This is a genomic window from Chryseobacterium sp. (genome assembly GCF_022869225.1).
Classification (GTDB): domain Bacteria; phylum Bacteroidota; class Bacteroidia; order Flavobacteriales; family Weeksellaceae; genus Chryseobacterium.
In genome coordinates this window covers 484,230-504,955 of sequence record NZ_JALIHL010000001.1, presented here as the reverse complement: position 1 = coordinate 504,955, position 20,726 = coordinate 484,230, and the positions used below count along the sequence as shown (strand labels likewise).

The 20,726-nt window shown below is 34.8% G+C and carries 16 protein-coding genes and 1 pseudogene; 7 read left to right on the top strand and 10 right to left on the bottom strand.

Annotation, left to right across the window (positions count from 1 at the left end):
* Positions 1-8 precede the first annotated feature (8 nt).
* The 4 genes and pseudogenes from MUW56_RS02470 to MUW56_RS02455 all read left to right on the top strand — a co-directional run.
* Positions 9-1,055 (top strand): HlyD family secretion protein, encoded by a 1,047-nt coding sequence (locus MUW56_RS02470; RefSeq protein WP_292011696.1) that lies wholly within the window; start codon positions 9-11, stop codon positions 1,053-1,055.
* Positions 1,056-1,057: 2 nt separating this feature from the next.
* Positions 1,058-2,647 carry an MFS transporter gene (locus tag MUW56_RS02465; protein WP_292011695.1) on the top strand — a complete coding sequence of 530 codons (1,590 nt, stop codon included), beginning with the start codon at positions 1,058-1,060 and terminating at the stop codon, positions 2,645-2,647.
* Positions 2,648-2,838: 191 nt separating this feature from the next.
* On the top strand, positions 2,839-3,846 hold the full coding sequence (locus MUW56_RS02460; RefSeq protein ID WP_292011694.1) for an OmpA family protein: 1,008 nt from the start codon (positions 2,839-2,841) through the stop codon (positions 3,844-3,846).
* A gap of 310 nt (positions 3,847-4,156) precedes the next feature.
* Positions 4,157-5,611 (top strand): annotated as a pseudogene (locus MUW56_RS02455) (efflux RND transporter permease subunit); the annotation flags it as partial.
* Between the two features lie 340 nt (positions 5,612-5,951).
* On the opposite strand, the gene MUW56_RS02450 reads toward MUW56_RS02455, so the two are convergent.
* Complete coding sequence (locus MUW56_RS02450; RefSeq protein ID WP_292011693.1) at positions 5,952-6,842, bottom strand: alpha/beta hydrolase; 891 nt, start codon at positions 6,840-6,842, stop codon at positions 5,952-5,954.
* Positions 6,843-6,963: 121 nt separating this feature from the next.
* Positions 6,964-7,809, bottom strand: coding sequence for an AraC family transcriptional regulator (locus tag MUW56_RS02445; protein ID WP_292011692.1), 846 nt, complete (start codon positions 7,807-7,809; stop codon positions 6,964-6,966).
* Positions 7,810-8,262: 453 nt separating this feature from the next.
* On the opposite strand from MUW56_RS02445, the gene MUW56_RS02440 reads away from it, so the two are divergent.
* Positions 8,263-8,934: a hypothetical protein gene (locus MUW56_RS02440; protein WP_292011691.1), complete on the top strand. Its 672-nt coding sequence runs from the start codon at positions 8,263-8,265 to the stop codon at positions 8,932-8,934.
* 183 nt (positions 8,935-9,117) lie between these two features.
* On the opposite strand, the gene MUW56_RS02435 is transcribed toward MUW56_RS02440, so the two are convergent.
* Both MUW56_RS02435 and MUW56_RS02430 read right to left on the bottom strand, forming a co-directional pair.
* Positions 9,118-10,080, bottom strand: a complete 963-nt coding sequence (locus tag MUW56_RS02435) for an alpha/beta fold hydrolase (RefSeq protein ID WP_292011690.1) — start codon at positions 10,078-10,080, stop codon at positions 9,118-9,120.
* Positions 10,081-10,344: 264 nt separating this feature from the next.
* Positions 10,345-11,310 (bottom strand): hypothetical protein, encoded by a 966-nt coding sequence (locus tag MUW56_RS02430; RefSeq protein WP_292011689.1) that lies wholly within the window; start codon positions 11,308-11,310, stop codon positions 10,345-10,347.
* Positions 11,311-11,556: 246 nt separating this feature from the next.
* Between MUW56_RS02430 and MUW56_RS02425 the strand changes: the two genes are divergently transcribed.
* Entirely contained in the window at positions 11,557-12,474 is a 918-nt protein-coding gene (locus MUW56_RS02425; protein WP_292011688.1) for a hypothetical protein, read from the top strand.
* Positions 12,475-12,929: 455 nt separating this feature from the next.
* Here MUW56_RS02425 and MUW56_RS02420 read toward each other — a convergent pair whose 3' ends face one another.
* The 6 genes from MUW56_RS02420 to MUW56_RS02395 all read right to left on the bottom strand — a co-directional run bounded on the left by MUW56_RS02420 (position 12,930) and on the right by MUW56_RS02395 (position 18,507).
* Positions 12,930-13,565 (bottom strand): hypothetical protein, encoded by a 636-nt coding sequence (locus MUW56_RS02420; RefSeq protein WP_292011687.1) that lies wholly within the window; start codon positions 13,563-13,565, stop codon positions 12,930-12,932.
* Between the two features lie 326 nt (positions 13,566-13,891).
* Entirely contained in the window at positions 13,892-14,167 is a 276-nt protein-coding gene (locus MUW56_RS02415; RefSeq protein ID WP_292011686.1) for a hypothetical protein, read from the bottom strand.
* 247 nt (positions 14,168-14,414) lie between these two features.
* Positions 14,415-15,224, bottom strand: a complete 810-nt coding sequence (locus tag MUW56_RS02410) for a restriction endonuclease (protein WP_292011685.1) — start codon at positions 15,222-15,224, stop codon at positions 14,415-14,417.
* Positions 15,225-15,428: 204 nt separating this feature from the next.
* The gene (locus tag MUW56_RS02405; RefSeq protein ID WP_292011684.1) at positions 15,429-17,075 is read right to left on the bottom strand and encodes a DUF4209 domain-containing protein; all 1,647 of its coding nucleotides are present in this window, start codon (positions 17,073-17,075) and stop codon (positions 15,429-15,431) included.
* A gap of 153 nt (positions 17,076-17,228) precedes the next feature.
* A complete protein-coding gene (locus MUW56_RS02400) occupies positions 17,229-18,182 on the bottom strand; it encodes a hypothetical protein (RefSeq protein WP_292011683.1) in 954 nt (317 codons plus the stop codon).
* 91 nt (positions 18,183-18,273) lie between these two features.
* Positions 18,274-18,507, bottom strand: a complete 234-nt coding sequence (locus MUW56_RS02395) for a helix-turn-helix transcriptional regulator (protein WP_292011682.1) — start codon at positions 18,505-18,507, stop codon at positions 18,274-18,276.
* Between the two features lie 484 nt (positions 18,508-18,991).
* Between MUW56_RS02395 and MUW56_RS02390 the strand changes: the two genes are divergently transcribed.
* Complete coding sequence (locus MUW56_RS02390; RefSeq protein WP_292011681.1) at positions 18,992-19,552, top strand: hypothetical protein; 561 nt, start codon at positions 18,992-18,994, stop codon at positions 19,550-19,552.
* The last annotated feature ends 1,174 nt before the right edge of the window (positions 19,553-20,726 follow it).

Below are 20,726 nucleotides of genomic sequence, written 5' to 3'. Positions count from 1 at the left end.
CAAAAAATATGAATAAAAATAGAGCAGATAGAATAATTGTAAATATGACCCAATGGTTTGGCATCGCCTTATTTACAGGAATCATCATTTGGGGGGCAGTATACTTCTTAAAAGGATACCGTTATGAACAAACCAATGATGCGCAGATAGATGCGTATCTGTCGCCTGTCAATGCAAAAGTAGGCGGCTATATCAGCAAAATTTATTTCAGAGACAATCAGCAGGTTCAAAAAGGAGATACACTTGTGGCTATCGGGCTTGACGAATACGGACTGAAAAGAAATGCCGCATCAGCAGAACTGATGAGTTCGCATGCCAGGTTGCCTATTTTGGCTGCTAACGAAGAAACACAAATAAAGAGTATCGAAGTCATAAAAGCACAGCTGTCCGGTGCAAAAGCGAAACTGAATCAGCAGCAAAGAGAATTCGACCGTTATAAAAATCTATTGGCTGATGAATCTACCACACCACAAAAGTTTGAGAATGTCAGTACGTCTTTGACCATCACACAATCTGATTATGATCAGGCAAAAGCTTCCCTACAGGTCGCCGAATCCAAACTCAATGATCTTAGAGCACAGCGTAATGCGATAGCGGCAGAAATAAAAATCAAGGAAGCGCTGCTCGAACGGCAGGAACTGGATGTTAAATATACTGTAATCACCGCACCTTTTGACGGACAGATTGGTAAGAAGACCATTCAGGAAGGGCAGTTGATACAGCCGGGGCAAACCCTGGCATTTCTGGTGAACAAAACTGAAGAAAAATGGGTGATGGCGAACTTCAAGGAAACACAGATCGGTAATTTCAGGCCAGGACAATCCGCATTCATAGATGTAGATGCTTTTCCAAACGAAAAATTCAGCGGAGCCATAGAATCCCTATCTCCAACTACAGGTTCACGTTATTCGCTGCTTCCGCCAGATAATGCTACGGGTAATTTTGTTAAAATTATTCAACGTATTCCCGTCCGGATCAGGCTTACCGACAGACCTGAAAAATTAAACAAGCTTTCTGCAGGTATGAACGCCAATGTATATATTTTAAAAGATTAACCATGCAGGCACATCAAATTCCGGTTTTCAGACCATGGGTATCCGAATGGACGGCAAGATCCGTGATATTTGCCATCCTGATGACCTCTCTGTTTGCTTTCACCATTTACAGCAGTCCCGTTACGGTAATGGGCTTTTACGGCGTGCAGCCTGCCGATGTTCAGTATGGTATGGCCGTTATCTACGGATCAACTGTAGCTTTTTTGGCGCTGGACTTTCGCATGGTAAAGTATTTTGCGCCGAGGAAATATCTGATAATGGCACTTGCCACCAATGCGGCATGCTCCGTTGTCTGTTTTTATTCAAAAGATTGGACTGTTTTTGTCATTTGCCAGTTTGTGCAGGGGATTACCTGTGCATTGATGTCGGGCATTGTCCTGCAACTTACTTTTCCACGGTTGGGGTCTGTACGTGCCCGGGTGATCGGGTATAGCCTTTTGTATGGAAGTATACAGATTTCCGTTCCGTTTTATTCCATCTGTTCCAGTGTAATGCTTCATTTTTATGACTTCAATTGGCTGTTTTATGGGTACAGTATTATGCTCCTCATTCTGATATTGACAGTGTGGCTGACGATGAACAGCAAGGCAAGATTTACAAAAAAGATACCGCTTTATCAGGTAGATTGGTTGGGATATCTGTTTTATATCTGTTTTATTTTGATATCAGGATACCTCCTGATCTACGGAAGGCAACTGGGCTGGTTTGACAGTCCGTTAACCGTTTTTCTCAGTCTGGGCAATGTTGGCATCCTTATGCTATTTGTGATTAGAGAATCGAAGCTTAAACGGCCGTTGATCAACCTGCAGATTTTCAAGGGTAAGAATTTTGTCATCGGCCTGCTCTTGCTTTTTTCGTTTTACATTTTCAAAGGAAGTACCGGGCTTGCTTATGGCTATCTTGAAGTCATTTTAGGCAATCATCCCCTCAGTACTATTCCGATATGGATTGCCGTAATTGTTGGAACCATACTGAGTATGTTTGTTACCTCCCGGTTTGTTTTGATGGGGTTTAACCTGATACGGATTATAATAGCAGGTTTTGGTATGATGGCTTTGTATTATGCCTATATGATACTTTTTGTTTCTGTACAGGGCGAAACAACTGACTTTATTCTGCCTATGTTTATCTATGGCGTTGCAACTGGCGTTTTATTTGTTCCGATTGTTTCATTCACCAGCTCTGCAGCACCGCCAGAGATTGCAATACATGCGTCACTTATCGGAATATTTGCACGGTTCACTGGTTTTACGGCCAGTATGGCTCTTAATAACGAAATTCAATTATTTTCAAAATCTGCAGTCAGGGAGAAGATTCGGGAAACATTAACCGGAACTAACCCGCAGCTGCCTGTTACCTTACTGGATATTCAAAACAAATATATCAATGCAGGCAGCGATATCGATACTGCAAAAGGAGTTTCAGAAGTGCACTTTAATAAACTGGTAGGCCAGCAGATATTGGCTCGTGCTACCCGGGATTATTATGATTTAATGCTTGTCGGGGTACTGGTTATTATGTTGATACTAATATTGACTCCACAGATTTACAGGGTGGTCCTTAGAATAAGGAAAGGAAATATACTCTGCTAAGAAATAGATGATTTTCAATTGATTTCATTAAAGCTGAAGGTTTTACATTCGCATTTTATTTGTAAGTTAGTGTCGCAAAAAATAGTACAGTATAAAAATATACCGGACAATTTTGATGAAAAAGGATTTGTGCTGGTTTATCTCTCATTATTTAAAAGAATTTTATAGACCAAAAAACTAAATTTATTAACATGAAAAAAACGCTGATTATTCTATCAATAGGTGCTTTGCTGGCTGCTTGTAACAAAAAGGCTGAACAAAAAACAGATGCTTCACAGGATACTGTCACAATAGAAGATACTACAGCTACAGAAAAATCTTCGGGAGGAACAACTCAATTTGATATCAATTCCGTACCGGTTTCCACCGCTGAAGTGGGTGATTTTCCCTTTTTCAGTTTTCCCAAAGGATTGGAATTCCAAAACAAACCGGTACAAAGAAGCTATGATATGCTGTTTGTTCCGCTTAACGGCGTAATGACACCAATAGAAGGAAAAGTATGGAAAACGTATGTCGTAAACGAGAAAAGTAATAAAGAAGATTGGTCGTTGACGTATTTTTTGAAAAGCTATGATGACGCTATTACAAAATTGGGCGGTGTAAAAATATTTGAGGGTAAAGTTTCTCAGCAGGAGCTTGACAGAATACAACCGGAAGCCAAATACTTTGGAGAAGAAGGCTCTATAGATTATTGGAATGAACCCGTAAAAGTGTATGTCATAAGAAGGACCAATGGCGATGATATTTATATTCAGGTATCCGGAAATACGGCGACCGGAGAAATACAAATTGTACAGAAATCGCCGTTTAAACAAACGATTTCGATAATAAAATCTGATGAAATAAAAAAAGCGTTAGATGCCACAGGCAAGGCAGTATTGCATATTAATTTTGATACGGACAAAGCGAGCTTAAAACCCGATGGCAAAACAGCCGTAGATGAAATAACAAAAGTCCTGAAAAACGACAGCCATCTAAAATTGGCTATTAACGGATATACAGATAATAGCGGAAATGATGCCTATAATCTCCAGCTGTCAAAAGATCGTGCTACAGCAGTATTGAATGCCATAACCACTTCAGGTATAGATCAATCAAGACTTTCAGCAGAGGGCTTCGGCAGCAAAAACCCAATTGCGGATAATAGTTCGGAAGAAGGTAAGGCGCAAAACCGTAGAGTGGAGCTGGTAAAAAAATAATGTAAAACCTCATAAGAATACAGGATTAGATATTCTTTTGCTTAAAAAAATTCCCAACGAAAGCTGGGATTTTTTGTTTTAATTTCTGATGTGGAAAGTTGCAAGACTTTGAGCTGGTAAATAGGATCATTTCCTTTAAACTTGCTTTGAAGTCGGGAGACTTAGGAGAGCGGGAGTTAGGCATTTGTCGTTTCCAAATATGAATAATGGAAAAATGTATGCATCAGAGCTCAAACATTGATTGCTTTATTATTAAAATTAAAATAAGCTCAATTGTTCAAATTTTGACAAGTATTTAGGATTTGTTCCCAATGAAGATAGTGGGTTTATTTATGGAAATGTGATTATGCCTCCTTCTACTTCTTTACAGGAAACGGTTCGTATAGCCAATCAAATTGATAGTATAACAGCAACGATCCCAAAACTAGGAATGAGAGCCCGCTGGGTCGGAGGTGATTTCTTTAGTGGGAAAGGGAGTTCTTATGCTGCTCAATATGTCAAGTTAAAACATTGGGATGAGCGTAAGGATGAGGGAGAAGACTCGCAGAGTATTGTTCAGGAACTCTTTAAAAAAACAGCTCATATCAAAGGGGCCAATATTGTGTTTTTTGCTGCTCCCACTTTGCAGGGTTTTAGAAATAATTCAGGTTTTGAATTGCAGATGCAAGATAAGACAGGGGGTGACTACAAGAAATTTGAAGACGTGATGGGGAAATTCATAAAAGAATTGAATCAACGTCCTGAAATTATGTTTGCAACAACATCATTTAATACCAACTTTCCACAATATGAAGTTTCGGTAAACGTGGTTAAAGCTAAAGAATCTGGTGTAGGTGTAACGGAGATCCTGACTACTTTACAAGGGTATTTAGGAGGGATCTATGCCACTAATTTTAACCGATTTGGAAAGCAATATAAAGTAGTCATTCAGGCGGCTCCTGATTTTAGAGAAAATAAAGAAGCAGTCAATGGACTGTATGTAAAAAACAGTGAAGGCACCATGACGCCTATTACTGCTTTTATTAATCTAAAGAAAGTGTATGGTCCTGAATTTTAAACCCGGTTTAATTTGTTTAATTCAGCTATGGTTAGTGGAGCTCCCCATGCAGGATACAGTTCAGGAGACGCCATTAAGGCGATTGAAGAGGTGGCGGCAACGCTCCCAAAAGGCTATGGATTTGAATACTCAGGACTTTCAAGAGAAGAAAGCACAAGTGGTAATCAGACCGTTATTATCTTTATCATGTCAATTGTATTTGTGTATTTCTTGTTAAGTGCACAGTTTAAGAGTTTTATACTTCCACTGGTCGTATTATTTTCATTGCCCATTGGCTTAGCCGGTGCCTTTATTTTTGCTCAGCTCTTCGGTATAGATAATAATATCTTTTTACAGATTAGTTTGATTATGTTGATTGGCCTTTTGGCGAAGAATGCTATTCTAATTATTGAATTTGCTCTTCAGCGAAGGCTGCAGGGACAATCTATAAAAGAAGCTGCTATAGAAGGGGCTCGTGCTCGGCTAAGACCGATCCTGATGACATCTTTTGCTTTTATCTTTGGGTTATTGCCTTTGATGTTAGCCTCCGGTGCCGGTGCTTTGAGTAATAAATCTATCGGAACAGCTGCCATAGGCGGTATGCTGATAGGGATACTTATCGGAGTATTAGCTATTCCCGCTTTATTTGTTGTGTTTCAATCGCTCCATGAGAAAATTACTGGGAACCCTGAATGGGTTTCAGATGAGGTAACCAATCCAATACATTAATTTAAACATTCCAAAGTGGCGCCATTTGGCTTTTGGTGAACTTGACAGGATTATCTTCGAACCAATTTCTTGCAGATATTGATCGAATTTTAAATGTACTTAATAAAAAAATGGACAATAAAGCTTAGAGTCTGTTTTAAACTGCTGTTTATCAGTTTCTTCTATTTGTAGAGGGGAATCTTTATGCATTGTTACTTAGCGATAATTTTATGCCTTGAAAAGATTTTCAACTCTAAATATCCATTGACCTTCGCGCTTTTAGGTGGCGGATCAGTTATGATGATACTCAGAACATTTAACAGTCCGTATTCTATAAAAGTATATTACTGACCTAAAAATCCTAAAGGAATTTTAGGAACCAATCAACTGCCGATTTTGAAGCGATATCAAAGTGCTGGATGTAAGGGGAGAAGTGTCCGTCGGGAATGGTGACCAGTTCTTTGGGCTGTAAGGCTTTCTCATAGGCATCTAAGCAAAGGTCTGTAGGTGTCACAATATCATGTAGCGCAACGATAAAAAGGATAGGGGAGCTGATACGAGACAGGTAAATACTTGGTTCGTACATGCGACTATATTCAGTAGTCCGAAGCGTTACTTCGTTGCGGAAAGTTGGAGACAATGGAAACGCACCCATATAATACTCTAAGGCGTCAGCTGTCGGATAAAGCGGATTTTCGTTCTTTTCGCCTACAAGTTTTCTCATCATAGGTTCTTCACCCCGAAGACGATTCAGCCTATCTTGCGCAACACTATCCCAATAAGCTGGCTCATCTTCCATGGACATTCTTCTCTGTGCTGAACGGAAACCACTAATCGTAGGGACCTGTGATACGATACACTTGACTCGTTTATCTGTTGCCCCAGTCACGATGACGTGCCCACCGGAGAAGCTTGTTCCCCAGATCCCTATTTTATCCTTATCAACTTTATCTAGCGTGCAGGCATATGTAATGCTGTTTTTGTAATCATCAATCTGAGAAAATGGATTGACCTCCTGCCGTGGATAGCCATCACTTTCGCCCAAATTCTGGTAATCAAAAAGAATGACAACAAAACCGTTTTCGGCAAATTTTTCTGCAAACTTATCAATGTACGCTTCTTTAGTAAGCCCAAAGCCATGCGCCATTATAATTGCAGGACATTTTCCGTCTTTTTCTGGAATGTACTGCAATGCGGTGATTTTCACTTGCTCACTCAGGTAATTTACTTTTTCCGTTCTATACTTGTACATAAGACTCATTTTTTATACTCCATTTCTTGAAACATATTACGGTTTGAGGAAGTTGAAGCGGTATAATTTATTGTCCAGCAAAGTTATTGTGAAGCAAAGAAAAACTATTGCCGTAAAGGCTCTATGTTTTGTCGATTTGGCCCGCCGTCTCTGCCCGCATAGATGATGGGGTTTTGTGAAAGTGTTTTCTAAAGGACTTATCAAATCGGGAAAGTGTGCTAAAACCACATGCAAATGCGATTTCAGAAATACTTTTATCTGTGCTGGTCAACAGGACACGGGCATCCGATAATTTACGGGTCAGTATCCATCTGGCAGGGGAAGAACCGAAAATGCTGTTAAACTCACGCTTAAAAACAGATAAACTGCGATTGGACAACCGGGCAAGCTGGTCGATGGTATAATTTTCCTTATAGACTTTCTCCATCATATCCGACAAATCATTGCTTTGCTGCCCGATAGAATTAAAAAAATCCTTAGAATTTGGATGCCTTTTCATAATGAGGTAAATAAGTTCCACTACTTTCAATTCAAGAAGGGCACGGGTATTTTCGTTTTCTTTGATATAACTGAAATACTGGGTTACAAAGCTGTCCATCATCTTGCTTTTATCAAGTATCAGCATGTCTGGAGGTAGCAGGTGGGTTTGGTGGATACTGTTTAACTCCAGTAAAGTTGCCTGCTTGATCAACGCCTTATCAAAATAGATAACAATCGCTTCAAAGAAACCATCTTCTGCAAGATACTCGGTCATTGTATATACATCCTTTTTTAGGAGCAAAATCTGATTATTGTTTACCTCCAGCATTTTTTCATCATAGAATATAATCTTTTTGCCTTTTGTAACGATAACAAATGCATTTTCCTGCATCAGTATAAGTTGTTTGGTGGAAACGATATTCGTCTTCCACTTTGCAAACATTAACTTGTCATCTTTTAAGATTTTTTCTTGTGGAAATGTTTTCACTCCTATAATATTTTGACACAAAAATAAACATAAATTAACCGTGCCGTCAGTTTTATCGATTACTGAAAACAAGCCGCTTCTATATAGTAGAAAAATAGCTGCTTCTGAAACAATCGAAGTTGGCATCGTTAGATCTTGGTTTACTTCGATTGTTTTTTACTGCTAAACTGCTGTTGTATGCTATTTATTTTTGGGCACTATATATTTAAATGTACCGAATCAAAAAAATAAATAATATTTGTTGTATAATCAATCTGGTTTATTTGTATAAGAAGTAGAATTAACATTTTTATAAAATATAATCGGGCACATCCAGGTATATAATGCCCTAATTTTTTCTATATTTAGATGAAGTATAGTAGTATATATGTTTTACTAATGTTTAGTAAAATGACTTGTGTCTGTATTTTGCACTCTAAAGAATGCCTATAAATATTAATATAAAAAAAGACAATGCCAATAAACCACTTACCTCCGGACGGAGGCATGTTATATAAAGAAACAGATATGGCTCAGTTTTTTCCTGAGCCGTTAAATGCAGTGACTGCAGTATTTTTTTTAGCCTTAGCCATTTTTTGGACTTTTAAAATTAGAGGTAATTTTAAAGAATATCCTTTTTTAACCTACTGCTTGGTTTTATTATACATTGGTGCCATAGGGGGAACTGTTTATCATTCATTCAGACAATGGCCGGTATTTATTATGATGGATTGGCTGCCCATCATGTTGCTCTGTCTGTCTGCCGGGTTTTATTTTATAGCGCAGAGCACCAAATGGTACTATGCTGTTGTAATGGTTCTCGTATATGTACTGCTCATGTTTGCATTAAGAAACTGGATTTTGATAGATAACCCTTCTCTTTTTATCAACCTAAATTATGCAATCATGGCTTCATTTGTAGTTTTCTCGGTATTGCGTTATTTGATGTATACCCAATGGAAAGCTGGCAAATGGGTAGGCTTTGCTGTATTGTCATTTGTTTTTGCATTGACCTTCCGTATCGCTGATAAATGGGAATGGTTCAGTTTCGGAACACACTTTTTATGGCATACTTTTGGGGCAGCAGCAACATTTTGCATGTTTAATTATATTAGTCTTACGCGGAATACAATTAGAAAAACATAAGTGGTTTTTATTTCTCTGCAGCCCAATGTCTCCTGACTTTGAGAGCGGCTTCATTCTAACTTATTGAAGGAAGGCTAGACTTGTTTGTGTAATAAAGCCAAACAGATTGTTTGGACTGGTGGTTTTTCCAACCATTGTCTTCAACCTGTTTGGCTTTAAGGAAAATACGTTTTTACTTCTTTGTTAAGCATTCTGTTGTTCTAACCATTTTAAAATCGACAGGGTAGTTTCTTCTGGCTTTTCTTGTTGAATCCAATGGCCACAATCCAGACTCACAATATCCAGATTAGGAACAATATTTTTTAGGTTTTCAGATTTGGGAATCGTGTCCTGTTCACCATATATCATAAGAGTCGGCTGATGAATGATTGGGGGTACGTCCGCCATTAAGTGCCAGTTTCTATCAAGGTTTCTGTACCAATTTATACTTCCTGTAAACCCTGATGATTCGAAAGCAGAAACAAATACAGAAAGTTCGTTGTCTTCCATTAAGGGTTGTCCTAGCGGACTTTCTGCTCTTGCAAGATTGATCATTAGCATTCCGGGCTCTGGTAGTGTTGGAGGTACATTTTTGCGGAATAGGTTACGGAGGAACTGAGAGGTGTTTTCATTCATGATAGCATCTGCTACTCCTGGCTGTCGATTGAAGTGAACAAAATAGAAGTCTCCTCCAAATATGACTTCCATCAACTCAATCCATGGTTTTTCTCCACGCTCTTGGTAAGGCAAGGCCAGGTTTATTACTTTATTTACCCGCTTAGGATGCAACAATGCCAGGTTCCAAACAACATTGGCTCCCCAATCGTGACCAACAAAAGTGGCATCTTCATATCCAAAGTAATCGAGTAGTGCGACCAGGTCACCTGTCAGGTGTACAATATCATATTCAGTGACTTCGGTCGGACGGGATGAGTTGCCATAACCTCTCTGATTGGGAATGATGACATGATAACCAGCTGCAACCAATGCTGACACCTGATGACGCCAGGAAAAAGCATGTTCCGGAAAGCCGTGGCAGAGTACAATAGGTTTTCCGGCATTCTGTTTACCTGCTTCAAAGACTTCCAGTTCTACACCATTCACTGAAATAAGAGTGGGGTTGGGAAAATGGGTTGGCTTAAATACTGAGCTAATTTCGTTTGTCATTTTTATTCTTTTAAAGATTAATTAATGATGCAAACTTACACCCGCAACGTGACAGCAGTGTGTCAGCAGTCAAAAATAAATGAGATCTATTACCTTCTGCTGCGTAAATTCTCCTCACTTTGAGCTGGTAAATAAGATTGTTTCCTTTACACTTGCTTCAAAGTTGGGAGACTTTGGAGAGCGGGGTCCTGACAATCGTCAAGACTTATTTTTTATTTTGCCAATTTGTTAGCAAATAAACGATTGGTTATTTGAAATTATCCCTTAAAACTCAATCCCATAATATCCTTTTATTGCTGTTGCAAGTAAATTTGCGCTAACAGCTGTTGATATTTTACCAATTCCTTGCATGGACTTATCTAAAATTTTTAATATCCAATTTCTCGATTTTTCACCTAAGTTATTATTTTCATCAAGATTTTCTTCCTGAACAATCTCTGCTATTTCAATAATATCCTGTTCTTCTATATCGTACTTTCTCAATTCTGTTTTTAAAGATTCGACATCATTTTTAATAATTTTTGAAGAATTTGAGATATTGTTATTATCTCCAGTATTGAGAATATTGCCATCTCCAGAATTATTTATTGTAGTATTCATAATATTGTTTATTATTTGATTATTTTCTAACGAGTTTAGTTTAAAACTTTCTATCAAAATATTGTAGCCAAATTTTTCTCCAATCTCCATTACTAATTCTAATAATTTTGTTCTTATATGGCTTTGTATCTCCAAAAAGATATGCGAATTTGATACTGTCTTTGCATGTTGGATATAAATTTTGGAATTAGTTCTTACTATTTTCTCAATGACTGTTTGAATGGGGGGTAACATTTCCATAGGAATAGGTCTGTAAATCTCATTTTTACTCCTATCTTCCAACATTTCTTTTGCCATTTTTTCTATGGTTTCTATTCCATCAAAAACGTACATTTTCTGCAAACCTATATCAAAAGGTTCTTCTAGCATTGAAATGGGAACTTCCATATCTTGCTCTATCATAAATCCTCGAACATTTGCAATTAGTCTTTGAGAGGCCATTCGGTACTCAGGAAAATCATCTCTCGAACTATATCCTTTGATTTCTTTAGACGTAAAGTCAATTAATTCTTGATTTTTTATTAGCCTTCCAAAGTAGTTCAATTTCATTAATGGGCTAATTAATGAAGTTTTTGAATCAACTAAATCATTTATTACTTCTTGTAAAATGAAATTATTTGTATTGTCCATATACTCTTATCTAAGGAGTGATGTTTATATATCTAATATAAGAAATAAAAGTTTGAATTTTACAAATATTTTAGAATTAAATATCAATACCTCTGCTGTGCAAAGTCTCCTCACTTTGAGCTAGTCAATAAGATTGTTTCCTTTACACTTGCTCCAAAGTCTGGAGATTTAGGAGAGCAAGTGTTTTCTTTTTATGAATCAAATATTTTTTGGGAATCAGCGTTATAACCCCTAATAACCTATTTAATGATGAACATCAGATACTTTACCCTTCTCCTGGGCCTATTTTGTACTAACCTTTTTGGACAGACTCCTGAAAAAATCACTTTTAAAGATACTCAGAACCATTATTTGAAATTACTTCCGAAGGATAAACCTGAAGGAATACTTGTTATTTTACCGGGTGGAGGTGAAAATGGCGAAAAAGTAATGAATCAGATTAAGCTGGATGATCTGGCGTTGGAAAAGAATCTTATCGTATTACTCCCAACCTGGGAAGACGGGGATTTTGGATTTCATATAGAGCAGAAGTTTTTAGACAGAATGGTAAAAGATACAGTGGAAAAGCATAAAATTTCCAAAGATAAAATATCAATGGGAGGACTTTCCGGCGGCGGAATGCTGGCTTTTACCTATGCTGAAAGGGCAATCAGGGACAAAAACACTTATTTTATACCCAATTCTGTATTCGCTCTTGACGCACCGTTAGATTACGAGAATATGTATTACAGATTGCAGAGAGAGAGAGAAAGAGACTATTCTGATATTGGAACTAATGAAGCTAAATATTTAACTGCTGAAATGGTTGATGCTATGGGTACACCGGATAAAAACAGAGCCAATTACGTAAGAGAATCGATGTTTTCTTATCGTGAAAAAGATGGCGGCAATGCAAAATATCTTCTGAATATCCCTATTCTGATGTATACAGAACCGGGGATTATTTGGCAGATGGAAAACAGAGGAAGGGATATTTACGACCTTAATGTGGCAGATATTACAGCTATGATTAATCTATTACGACTAAAAGGCCACAAAAACGCTGATCTTGTCATCACCAATGATCGTGGAATTCGTCCGGACGGTACAAGACATCCTCATTCCTGGAGTATCATGGATTCTAAAGAATGTTTAAACTGGATATTAAAACATATGGGGGCATAAAGCTGCCACAGCTGATTGCATGTTTTCCAGGTATTTACTAACGGATATACAGATAATAGCGGAAAGGATACTCATAATATCCAACTGTCAAAAGACCGCACTACAGGCGTATTGAACTTCAGGGATAGATAAAGCAAGACTTTCAGCAGAGGTCTTTGGCAGCAAAAATCCGATTACAGATAATAATTCTGAACAAGGAAAGGCCCAAAACCGTAGAGTGGAGCTGGTGAAAAAATAATGTAAAACCTAGAATTAAATATTCTTTTGCTTAAAATCCCAACGAAAGCTGGGATTTTTTTTGTTTTAATTTCTGCTGTGCAAAGTCAGGAGACTTCGGAGAGCAGGGAGCGGGGTTTTGCAGCTAAGTTAATTCTGACTCTATCTGTATTGTTAAATTGTTTTATCTAAATAATCTTTACAGATGAATCCAAAAATCCTCACAATTATTTTCAAAATCAAAAGTCATCAAAAGACTTTTGTGTACATAATAAGGATATTGGATTTTCTTTAATAATATCAAAAAAGCTAATTCTGTGGTAGGTTATTACCTTTTCGTTCTCATCTGACAAAGCATGAAACAAGTATATTTTTCTCAACGTATCATCATTTTGATTTACGACATGTTTCCTTATCTGATTTATTGCAGAGGCTAACGTTTTATTGGCTATTATCATAACGGCATTTTCAAAATTAAGATCATAAGATACAGAGTATATTAATTTCCCTAAATCATCTTTAAGACTGCAATTAGGATCAATTTTGAGCTCACTATAAAAAACCTGTTGATTTTGATTAAATGGACTTTCATGAAGTACAAAATCAGGCTGTATTTGCTTTCTTCCTTTGAGTACATCAAAATGGAACTTCAACTTATGATAACGTGTCTTATTCTCAGCCGATTTCATAAGCGTTCTAAAATGAAATTTAATTTCTGAAGCGAAATTATTTTCAGCTCTTTGTGAATATTCTTGATCATTTACATTAATTGCTGTCCAAAAATAGTTATCAGGTTCAACAGAATGTAACGATTCTTCAAGGTCTATGAGGTATTGATTCATAAAATGTTTGCTAGAAGCCGATGGACTTGCCATCAACTTTATATATATCAATTCGAATTTACTGATGTATTTTAAGTTTTGAAAAGTTAACATCTAAAATTTACTTCCATTGTTTCATTCTTGTCTTTATAGATGTGGAGTTCATGAATGAGTCTGTTGTTTTGTATATTTTTTGACAAAGCCTAGGTCGGAAAGATCAAAGAGAGTATAATCTTCTTTTTAGTCGCTTCTACAATTCTTTCTTTGACAGTATCAAATAGATCTTGATTTTTCATGGATTTTAAATTTGAGCTATTTTCAAATTTAACTAAAATTATTCAACGTAAATTTAATTGATTAAAAAGTTAACCCGTACTAAACTAAATCTCCTCTTTTATTACTCTGTCAAATAAAGAATTAATATAATCTATCCAGTTGTCTTTATCCAAAATATTGTTTAATGGCTTATAAGTTCGTGCGACAAATTTAATGTCACTTTCTTCTACAATTTTATTGTAGCTTTTGTAAATACTTCTAACCTTTTCTATCAGCCAATCTTCTGTAAATTCTGCACTAAATTCTTTGCTATATACAAGTTCATTTGCAAATTTCTTTTGTGAAAATTTATCTAAAGTATCTCGTAAGTATATAGACAAGTAAAAGTTTTTAAAATCTTCTTTTTTATCAATATTTATCCAAATAGGTTTTATTATATCTGTGATGTAATTTTCTAAATTCCAATTAGAATCTTTAAACGCATTACTGAATTTTTGGATTAGCTTTTCCTCAACTTTTTTCTTCTGACTTTCTGAAAGGTCAGTGTAATATTTAGAAAAATTATCAGTAAAAATGGAACGATGATAAACAGCAAAGTCTTTAAAAATTAAATGTTGATAATATTCTTCAGCTATAATTTTTTAAAGTTTCTGTATTCGCCTTGAAGTTTTTCAGAAATTTATCGAAGTTTTCAATAATAGTGTAGTCAAATTTAAGATTTGTAAATCTGGCATTAAAAATATCAGAATACATTGAAATAATTTTTTCAAATATTTTATTATTTAAAACCTCGCTGTTTTCGTTTATTTTTAATATTAAATCTGTTTCCAAGATTGGTGTTTTCCATAAACTATTTTTAATAAAGGCAATAGAATCTTCATTAAAATTTTCTATTTTTTCAACTGACTTTTCATTCTTTAGTATGTCTAGATACTTTTTGACTGGAAAATGTAAAATGTTATCATAAGAGCACAATCTTAGGGTATGAGAAATGTATTCATTGATTTTTATATCATTTTTTGGATTGAATAATAAGTCAATATCTTCTCCGTGGATAACTAGAACGACTTGTCTTCTGCCTTTATTAAGAGCATCAATAAAGTTTTCTGATAATTTTTCTTTTGATATGAAAATACCTAGTGTACCAAAGAATTTATTTTCAATTTTTCCAATAAAAGAGAATAAATCAGATGCTGCTATATTTGATTTTACCCATTTAGTTTCTATCAAAAATATTCTGTTATCTATTTCTATTGCACCATCAATTTGTTCGGACTTATTATCTGCTGTGTGAAATCCTTTCCTGAGTAAAACTGTTTCTTCTTGAAAAATATTGTTGATTAATTCTTCAAAATCTCTTCCTCTTTGCTGTAAGAGTTGTGGATCATCGTTAGCTTTTTGTAGTGTTTCAAATCGATCTATAAATTCTTGTTTCATTAGATATATGGTTATTTATTTGCTAGCAAATATAAAAATATAGTTTTGTGTTGACGTTAGTAAGAAAAACATCTTGCTATGCAAAGTCTCCTGACTTTGAGCTAGTAAATAAGATCATTTCTTCTAAACTTGCTCCAAAATTAGGATACTTCGGAGAGAGGGTTGGTTAAATAGCAAGAGCTTTTAATTAAATAAACCACAATATTATTTTATTCTTGGAAAAATCAACTTGGTTTGTAAAATCATTTTTAGACACAGCCACCATGTATATAGCCCATACTTATGGACGAGTGTAGTTTCCATTAGACCATGCAGTAGCTCGTTTCTGAAATTCATAGAACTATTCTGTACAAGAAAACTTTCCAATTCTTCTATAATGTCATCAGTAGCCAATGGACGAAGTTTTGAGATTAAACCTCCTAATAGATTCTCTAATTGAAACCTCTTTTCATAAGTTGTAACTATGATATCATTTGTGACTGCTAATTGTCTTAGACTATTTTCTAATTGAGGAATAAGCAAATGAGCAGCAGTAACAAAGTCATTCTGAAAACCAGCCGTAATTCCCAAACTATAAATATGTAATCTATCCTCAGGAATAAATGGACTTTTTGATTCTATTAAAAGCTTCGTTACCATTGAATAATTCATATCAATATATGCATCCAACGTACCCTTGACAAAATAAATATAAGCTATCAGTTTTTCTCTAATGTAAGTTCTTGCATTGCTTGCATAGCTATCTACAATATTTTGAGAAGCGACTTGAGCTCCTTTCTTTGTAATCTTAACCTGCTCTGAAAAAAAAGCTGATAATCCTGTAGCTAATTCTATGTCTGACTGTGCTACTTCTTTAACTGCAGAATTTGAGATTAGAGGAAGTTCTAACAATGTGTGATATGCCATGCTAGAAGAACTTAGATTCAACCCCAAAACATTATTATGAATTTCACCAAGATCGATTTCTGGTATCATACGGATGCCACCAGCTTGCAATATACGATAATCCTCAAGTTGAAGTTTTGCAACTTTCCGTTCTAGTCTGTCATGTAATTCTTGGCAATCACTTGCAGATGCAATTAATCTAAAGCCTTTTAAGTACACAACAGAAATTGTAGGGTAGTAAGTATTAGGTTGCATTTCTGACACATACTGGTCACCTTCTGTTTCATAGTTTTCAGCCATTCTAATATTGCATTGATTTTTGTTTAGGGCTCCAATTAGCTGTAATGATCTGATGCAAAATCTTGCAGAGCGAAAGTCCTTGGTTGTAGAAAAATGATTTATTTTTTGTTCAATATATTCATTAAACTCTACTTGACATCTGTCCTCACCATATATGGAGACTAATTCAATTAATATAAGCTGCTGATAGTATGCCGAAGTGTATCCAAAAAAAGCATTTTTTACTTTATCAAATATTACTTCAATTTCGTTTTTGAAAAAGTTCTTGGCATATTTAACCAGAGCAATAGAACGGATCATATAGTGTATCTCATTGTTTACTGAATAGACCGTCATATAAACTTCATGTACTAAATTAATGTAGACTTTGATGTTTTTTTTATTTAAAGTTAGCATCACATCAAACCATCTCGCTAAAACTTCTTTATTTTCAATTCCATTGACAGCATTTGTATCTCCAAAAAGGTCAATTTCATTTTCAGTAAAATACATCTTAAGGTCTTTTGCTTCGCAATGCATTAAATCTGTATTACAAAGTTTTATAATTAGTGTTAACAATTCCTTGTGTTCCGGATGGTCGTATTGCTGTTTCCAAAGTAATTTCTTTAGTTCAAATCCGAAGATGTTATCCTCAATGAGCAATGTAGAATAAGCAGAGTTTTCCATAAATAGTTATTTCATATTATTTAAGAGTACATTAATACGTAATACTCAGTTGCATAAATTCTCCTGACTTAGAGCTAGTGAAAATGAGAACATTTTCTTTAGGCTTACTCCAAAGTCGAGAGATTTCGAAGAACAAAGTATCTGTTTATGCTACTATAAATTTGTTATTTTATCAATTTCATTTGATTTTATTACCAATGTCTTGATGTTAAGTTTTGAGAATGTTTGTTCAGCTTTATACTTGCATCTATCATCATTTGTTATAAAGACGTCACAATGTGATGCATAAAAAGTGTGCAATCCATCATCAAACATATTGTTAAAATTAGAATCAGTTTTATAGCCTTGTAAATCAAGTTTGTAGAAAGTTTCAATTACTTTGTAATAAGATTCATTATCATTTTCTTTAATTTCAAATTTAGGTTTATAAGCATCAACGATTGAAGAGAAATCTAACTTTAAGTTATTGGGAGCTTGATCATTATTTCTTATATAGTTTACTACATCTTTATTACCTTTCAAAGAGGAGATATTTTTTGATAATTGCGCTTTAAAAGCCTTATAAAAACTATAGTCCGATTTAAGCTTAATTTGAAAATTATATAAATCCGCAAATAGATTATATAATGATTTTTGTTCAATTGTTGTTGGAAACATCAATTGAGCAAATTTATCTTTCTTGATTTGAGAAACCCATTCATTTGGTAGGGGAAATTTTTTAGTGAGATGAATAGGGCTTTTATCACCTAAGCCAAAATCAAACATTTCATCTAAAGTTTCATCGAATATATCTGCTTCATCTTTCTTTGAATTAAAGAATTCAAAAATGTTCCTTTTGTGCCACCAAACCTTTTTTTCTCCCCAATATTGGCAAATACATAAATCTTTTGTTATCTTTTTAATGTTTTTAAGATGTCCATCAATGTAATTTGGATTCTTCTTCCAACCTCTTAGAAGATCATTTAAGTGTGCATTTGAATAGGGTAGCTCAATATTATCATTTGAGATTAGATCTAATAATTGAAGATATTCATTTTTTTCATTTTCTTCAAGGAGATCAATTTTTTCTATTCTATCAAAAATATTTAGATCAAGGTAGATTATCATAATAACTTTTGTTAAAAGCCAAATATACTAAACAAGTTATTACATACATTATGGTTTTCCGTAAAGTAAAAATCCCAACTTTCGTCAGGATTTATTCATTTATAAGTTTAAAGAAATCAGATAAACTAATTTTTCTTGCTTCACATATTTTAAAAAGTGTTTCAACTGGTATTCTGTAAGTTTCTTCACTTTTAATTTTTCTAATGGTACTTTCTTCTACACCATGATTTTTGGCAAAAGAATTTTGTGACTTGCCTTCTTGAAGCCAAGGTATCAACCATTTTTTTGTAATGTATGAGCAAATTTTGTCGTTAATATCTGTCATAGAAACAAATGAAATAATTAAATAATAAAAAATTACGGTCGATCGACCGTAATTCAAATGTTTTTTTATATTTGTACAATAAGCTACAATAAAGTAGCTTTGCGATACTTCAAAGAATAATAGAAGCTATTGCTTAGAATCTCAAACTGAAAACTGGTAATTTTTAGCACACGAGACGATAAGCAGGAAGCTCACGACCTAGGCGTGGGCTCTCTTATCTGTTGCAGGGTATACCAGTACCTCTGATTAGATATTGTAGAGTCCCATGCCGTTTTTATTTCATGTTGTTCTGCTTTTCTGCAATCATCTTTTTCTAAGCCGCTTCACTACATAAAGTATCATGATAGGGTACAATGGAGTGTACAATCCATTGCGGCTTCAGGGCTTTCACGGGAACACAGATTTTATTTCTATTCATCATTTACATACAACTCAGCGTACATCGGTAGGCTGGTGGTTTCATGCATTCTAAAAATACAAAGTCATGAAAAAGATAAAAACAGATTTTGATACCCGGTTTCGGGCAGGTAAGAAGTGCTCCGGGTTGCAGCTGATGGAAACTTTCTTTCAGTTCAATGAGCTGGATGATTCCAAAGAAAGGCTCAGCAATTTGATGAATTATGCTGTAAAGAGAAATAGTTGGATCCATGAAGATCCGGCGGTCATCTTTGAGTTTTACCAGTCGATGAGGTCGTTGATCCGGGCAGGATATCTCATCATGCTAAAGGAAAGGCAATGGACGATAGATACCCGGCCGGAAAAGATTTCCCCGTGGGTTCTTGGTCCTGCTTTCGGAGAAGGAATACCGGAATCCTCTGCTGGTGTTTCAAAAAAGCATTCAGGGAATACAGCATCAAAGAATTTGATTATTTTATGTCCGGAATCGTTTATTTCTCCATGGGTGTCTATGAAAATCTACCGGAAAGGAATATCGTTATGCCCTACATCCATACGGTTAAAATGCTGGATGCCGCACACCTTATACTTCAAAGAAGGAGAGAAAAGAAAATGGCTGACACCAATTCAGGATAATTATTTTACCTGAAACTCTAATTCATAGATAAAACTCTGTTTAAACTTAACCACAAAAGTCACAAAAGTTTTTATTTTTTAAACATTTTAGTACACTTTAGAAAGTGTAAGGAAATACTGCACCATTAAGTTCAAATAAGATGAAAATCTTTGATTTTCAACAAAACTTTAGTGTACTTCTTATACATAAAGTATATAACTTAAATAACTAAAGTGTTTAAGAATCTTTTGTGTCTCCTTTTGTGGTTTAATAAAAAAGTTTAAACTTAACCACAAAAGTTTTTTATTATTTAGACACTTTAGTACACTTTAGAAAGTTTAAAAAAATACAGCATAAAAGTACACTGAAGAAAAAAAATCAAAGATTTTTTAAAACTTATGTGGACTTATTCTGCGCCAGGATATCCTCTTAAGCTCACTTAAGTGTTTCAATCTTTTGTGTCTTTTGTGGTTTTTAAACTACAGATGGTACAAATTTTTGCAGAAAACATTGCCTACACATTGTCTTTTTATTTTTAAACACTTTAGTACACTTTAGAAAGTGTAAGGAAATACTGCACAATTAAGTTCACATAAGATGAAAATCAAAGATTTTCAACAAAACTTTAGTGTACTTCTTCTACACAAAGTATATCACTTAACTAGCTTAAGTGTTTACAAAGCTTTTGTTCCTTTTGTGGTTTTATAAAAAAGGTTAATCTTAACCATAAAAGTTTTTATTATTTAAACACTTTAGTACACTTTAGAAAGTGTAAGGAAATACTGCACAATTAAGTTCACATAAGATGAAAACCTTTGATTTTCAACAAAACTTTAGTGTACTTCTTCTACACAAAGTATATAACTTAACTAGCTAAAGTGTTTAAAAAGCTTTTGTTCCTTTTGTGGTTTTATAAAAAAGGTTAATCTTAACCATAAAAGTTTTTATTATTTAAACACTTTAGTACACTTTAGAAAGTTTAAAATAATACAGCATAAAAGTGCACTAAAGAAAAAAAATCAAAGATTTTTTAAAACTTATGTGGACTTATTCTGCGCCAGGATATCCTCTTAAGCTCACTTAAGTGTTTCAATCTTTTGTGGCTTTTGTGGTTTATTTTTAACTACAGATGGTACATACCTACACATTGTTCTTTTATTTTAAACACTTTAGTACACTTTAGAAAGTGTAAGGAAATACCGCATCA